At 58.6% G+C, this 3,817-nt stretch carries 2 protein-coding genes and 2 pseudogenes; 1 reads left to right on the top strand and 3 read right to left on the bottom strand.

What is annotated here, in order from left to right; all coding sequences use genetic code 11:
• Positions 1 to 102 precede the first annotated feature (102 nt).
• From ASG77_RS21330 to ASG77_RS11015, 3 genes and pseudogenes are all read right to left on the bottom strand, one after another.
• Positions 103 to 264: pseudogene (locus ASG77_RS21330) on the bottom strand (recombinase family protein); the annotation flags it as partial.
• A gap of 1,253 nt (positions 265 to 1,517) precedes the next feature.
• Positions 1,518 to 2,276 (bottom strand): hypothetical protein, encoded by a 759-nt coding sequence (locus ASG77_RS11020; RefSeq protein WP_156380268.1) that lies wholly within the window; start codon positions 2,274 to 2,276, stop codon positions 1,518 to 1,520.
• Between the two features lie 380 nt (positions 2,277 to 2,656).
• Positions 2,657 to 3,313, bottom strand: coding sequence for a hypothetical protein (locus ASG77_RS11015; RefSeq protein WP_156380267.1), 657 nt, complete (start codon positions 3,311 to 3,313; stop codon positions 2,657 to 2,659).
• 267 nt (positions 3,314 to 3,580) lie between these two features.
• Between ASG77_RS11015 and ASG77_RS11010 the strand changes: the two are divergent.
• Positions 3,581 to 3,817: pseudogene (locus ASG77_RS11010) on the top strand (recombinase family protein); the annotation flags it as partial.

Raw genomic sequence — 3,817 nt, 5'->3', positions numbered from 1 at the left:
GGGCCAGTGGCTCCCAGGCACACCACCACTGGCTCTCTTCCGCACGATCGGTGGCTCTGAAGCGCAAGATTGGGTGGCTCTCAAGGCATCAAATACTCAGTCGAGGGCCCGATCGAACTGTGGTCGTGAATTTCGCGTCCCGGACACGCCGTGATCAATGTAGAGGTCATCGCGCCGGACTCCGGCGGCAAGAAGGTCCGCCTGTTGCCGGTCGGTGGATTGCTGTCGCGTGGAAACGCGTGCATAGCCAATCAGTTTGGCCATGGGCTGCTCCGATGTGTCTCATAACTAATGGTGGATACAGCGATTCAACCAGAAGGTTTCGAGACATAGTTACGAGAATCGCCGGCCGCGGAAGAACTCTGACAATTCCGCGAAAAATAAGATGCTGCAATCGTCACAGAGATCCAGCCTATGAGACGTCTTATATCCCAAGGGTTGCGAGACCCTTGGGATACGAAGGCAACGGCAGATTCACAGGGCGGGCTGTCCGGCCACCAGGATGACGAAGACCGTGCGACGGCCGCGATCCGGAGATCGCCTGCCCTTGTGGAGGATTGCAAGTCAGACTGCACACAAGAACTCATGCACGATCAGGTCAAATCGGCATTACAAGAGACCCTTAACAGCCTCTGCACGAACTGAATGCAGGACCTGCTACAGATGCGCACCCAACGCTATTGACGTGCGCCTCTGTGCCGATGGGCGCGGGCTGGAGCGGGGCCGACCGGACAGATCCGTGCCGCCGTCAGGACCGCAGAATCCGCCGACTTGTTCTCCACGGTCCTACGTGCCGTCCGGAATGAATGCTCTAATGCACTCATGGCGAACTATTTTTCCGGTCCAAGCACCGTCCAAATGAGACTCACGATGTTCCTCATAGGGGCTGCAGCATTGATAGGCGGAATCCTCGTAAGCATGCATCAGATTCAGGCCACCACGACAAACGAATTCGTCGGGGCGTACAAAGGGAGCTGTGGGACTACGTTCGCCCCGACAAACTCGTCGTCACCCTTCGAGCCACATCTGGCGGAAGACTGCTATAGCGCCATCGTGTCTTGGCAAATTGGCGGGGTGTTCCTTTTTCTCGTAGCCGGGGTTCTTCTCACCCGCGTGCTCTACATGCTCGTTGGTCCCAAAATCCCCAGCTAATAGACGCCCGCACAGCGGAGCCACCGAAGGCTTCAGCGAATCTGCTCTCTTCAGGGTCACTCCGCCGCCGTGTGCACTCCTTCGGGTGAGGAGTTGAGGTTACTCGAAGAGATATATCTGGCAACGGCGTATCAGTGGCCGCCCTGGGCGTCCGGTGAAGGATCCGCCTACGGGCGGCCGAATCCTTCTCCCCATCCAACTCGGCGTGTCGGAATCTTCCGCCTCAACACGCTAGGGTTGCGAGACGTCGGGCCGCCTTCTGCTCGGGCCTGATTCCGGGCCGGGCAACGGTTCGACCAGCCGGAGGCTACTGACGCTCGAGAGGTGAAGGGGCAGTCCAACAGGCCGCCCGTCACCTCTCTTTGCTAACGGATTCCACCGTGATGCGAGCATGCTCCCTGTTTGCCGCCGCTGGACGAGACCCAGCCATCGGCGCAAACGACGTCGTAGCCCGAGATGCTTCCTGACGTGCCGGGTGATCCGGGAACGGCGTCTAGAAGGTAGCTGACGTCTACGCCATAGCGGCGCCCATAGTCACCGACATCTTTGATGTACTGCGTGATCAGCCCGCTGTACCTGATGTCGTTCACTTTGTAGGAAGCCAGAAGGCGGTAATGGATCCCAAAATCTACGTCGGATGTGTAATAGTGGCCGATTGGTGGCGGGGGCTTTTTTGCCGTGGTGCAAGTGCCTGAAATCGCCCCGTCAAGGTAGAGGTCAGTGACAGGCCATTGATCTTCAGGAGCAAGAGCGTTGGCTGCCTGGGACAGAAAAAGTCCGGCACGGCCAGCTTCCAGGTTGTCACAGATGGTCGTGCGCAGGTTCCGCCATTCCGCCGAACTGAGCTTCGCCCCCATTTTCTGGGAACGAGCCAATACCGTGTCCTCCACGATTTCCTCGATCGTGTCGTCGGCGGGCCGCACCGGCAAGACCGGAGGCGCAGGAATCGCAGCTTGGGAAGTCGTTGGCGTGACCGGGCGTTCATATGGTGATTCGGTCGACGATGAGAATCCCGAAGGCGATGACAATCCCATGGGGGAGCTGTTGATGGGAGCACACCCCGCGACCGGCAGAATCAGGCTGGCGGCCAGAATACCGATGCCGACTGCCCTCGTGCTACGCATGCTTCCCCGCCTTCATAGAGCCGCCTTCGGACCCACAATGGACCAATTATCGTCGATGACTCCCAGAGATGTGCCCCATTACAGATCTCATTCTGACCCGCATCACGATGTTGGTCGTAACGCCGGCCCAGACCTAACGCGGCTCTGTGTCGAAACCTCTGTGTCTCCGAACTCTATGGTTTCGAGGCGCAGAGGTTTCGAGACACCTCATCGGGTTATGAGAAGCAGTCAGCCGCCCTCGGAAGGATCGGGCTGCGGGGCCGCTCTCGCTGTGCGAGCTCCCCCGCCGAAAGGAGAAGATGGAGCTTTGGACGCCGGCCAGGTATTTGGCAAGACTGAGCGTATCGGCTTGGTCGGTCGGTCGGCTTGCGATCTGCGATTTACCCGTAATCCAACTGCCCGCTGGTGGCCTTCATGGCCGCGCGCACAACACTCTGGCGAATGGTGGGTGACTTCGGGACCGTCTCGTTGTACTTGTCACCGAGTTTTCTGAAGCGCTTCTCAAGGCCGTCCAGCACCTCCGCATTAAAGGCCTTTATCCGATAGTAGCTGGAGTCGTAGAGCTGTCCTGACTCGTAGTCATAGGCGGTCGCGGAGACATACTCGCTCAACTTGCCAATATCGGTTTGGAGCGAGTTGTACTCAGAGTTTAGGGCGCGGTACTTTGCGGACGCAGTCTTATGACTAGCGGCTTTGTCGGCTGGCTTAGCCGCGGCCAAGAAGGTTGACAACGCAGCAGTGGCGATTGCAAGCACGCCGGCGAGCAGCAATTGATCTGCAATTATCGACACGCCACCGAGGGCAGCACCGAGCGCAGCGGCCCAGGCGACGAGCGTTGCGATTAAGTCCCATTGCACCGCCCTCGGTTCATGAATTTCGTAACGCACAACGGTTACTGCTTGTTGGACTGATGTGTCGTCCCTGAGCCGAGAAACTAAACGCTCACGGTCCTCGTTGGACTGTTTCTCCATCGAGGTTCTTTCGACTGCACTCATTCCGTTGGACGCTATTTCGTCGGGCAGCTCAGGGTTGGTCATAGCGGTGTGCTCCAGCATCTCTTAGCGTCCGTGACGAAACAAGCATGCTCTCCTGGGCGACGACCGACAAGCGATTCGGTGTCCGAAGGGTCAGCTCTGTCCTCGCTGCGACTGCGCTTCGTCAGCAGCGCCCCCCCAACTACACGTCTCATAACCCTAGAGATACGAGACGAAGGGATTAGGCACGCCCTCGCTCCCTGGGACTCTTGAACGCCATTTAGCGATCACAAAACACCGCCAAATAGCGCCGAAAGTCACACCCTACAGAAGGCCGGATGCGACAAGATCTACAAAGACACGATCAGCGGCACTAAGTCCCAACGCCCCGGCCTCGACCAAGCGCTGGACAACCTGCGCAAAGGTGACACCTTGGTGGTGTGGAAGCTGGACCGCCTGGGCCGGAGCTTGAAAGACCTCCTGGATTTCGCCGGCGGACTGAACGACCGCGGCGTAGGATTCGTCAGCCTCACCGATGCGATCGACACCACCACGGTCTCCGGACGC

This window comes from Arthrobacter sp. Soil762, assembly GCF_001428335.1.
Taxonomy (GTDB): Bacteria; Actinomycetota; Actinomycetes; order Actinomycetales; family Micrococcaceae; genus Arthrobacter.
Note: the sequence above shows the minus strand (reverse complement) of the source record. Positions and strands in the feature narration are given on the sequence as shown.

Bases quoted from the DNA above. Each gene is read 5' to 3' on its own strand.
- ASG77_RS11015 (WP_156380267.1), bottom strand. From the start codon at position 3,313: ATGACCAACCCTGAGCTGCCCGACGAAATAGCGTCCAACGGAATGAGT.
- ASG77_RS11020 (WP_156380268.1), bottom strand. From the start codon at position 2,276: ATGCGTAGCACGAGGGCAGTCGGCATCGGTATTCTGGCCGCCAGCCTG.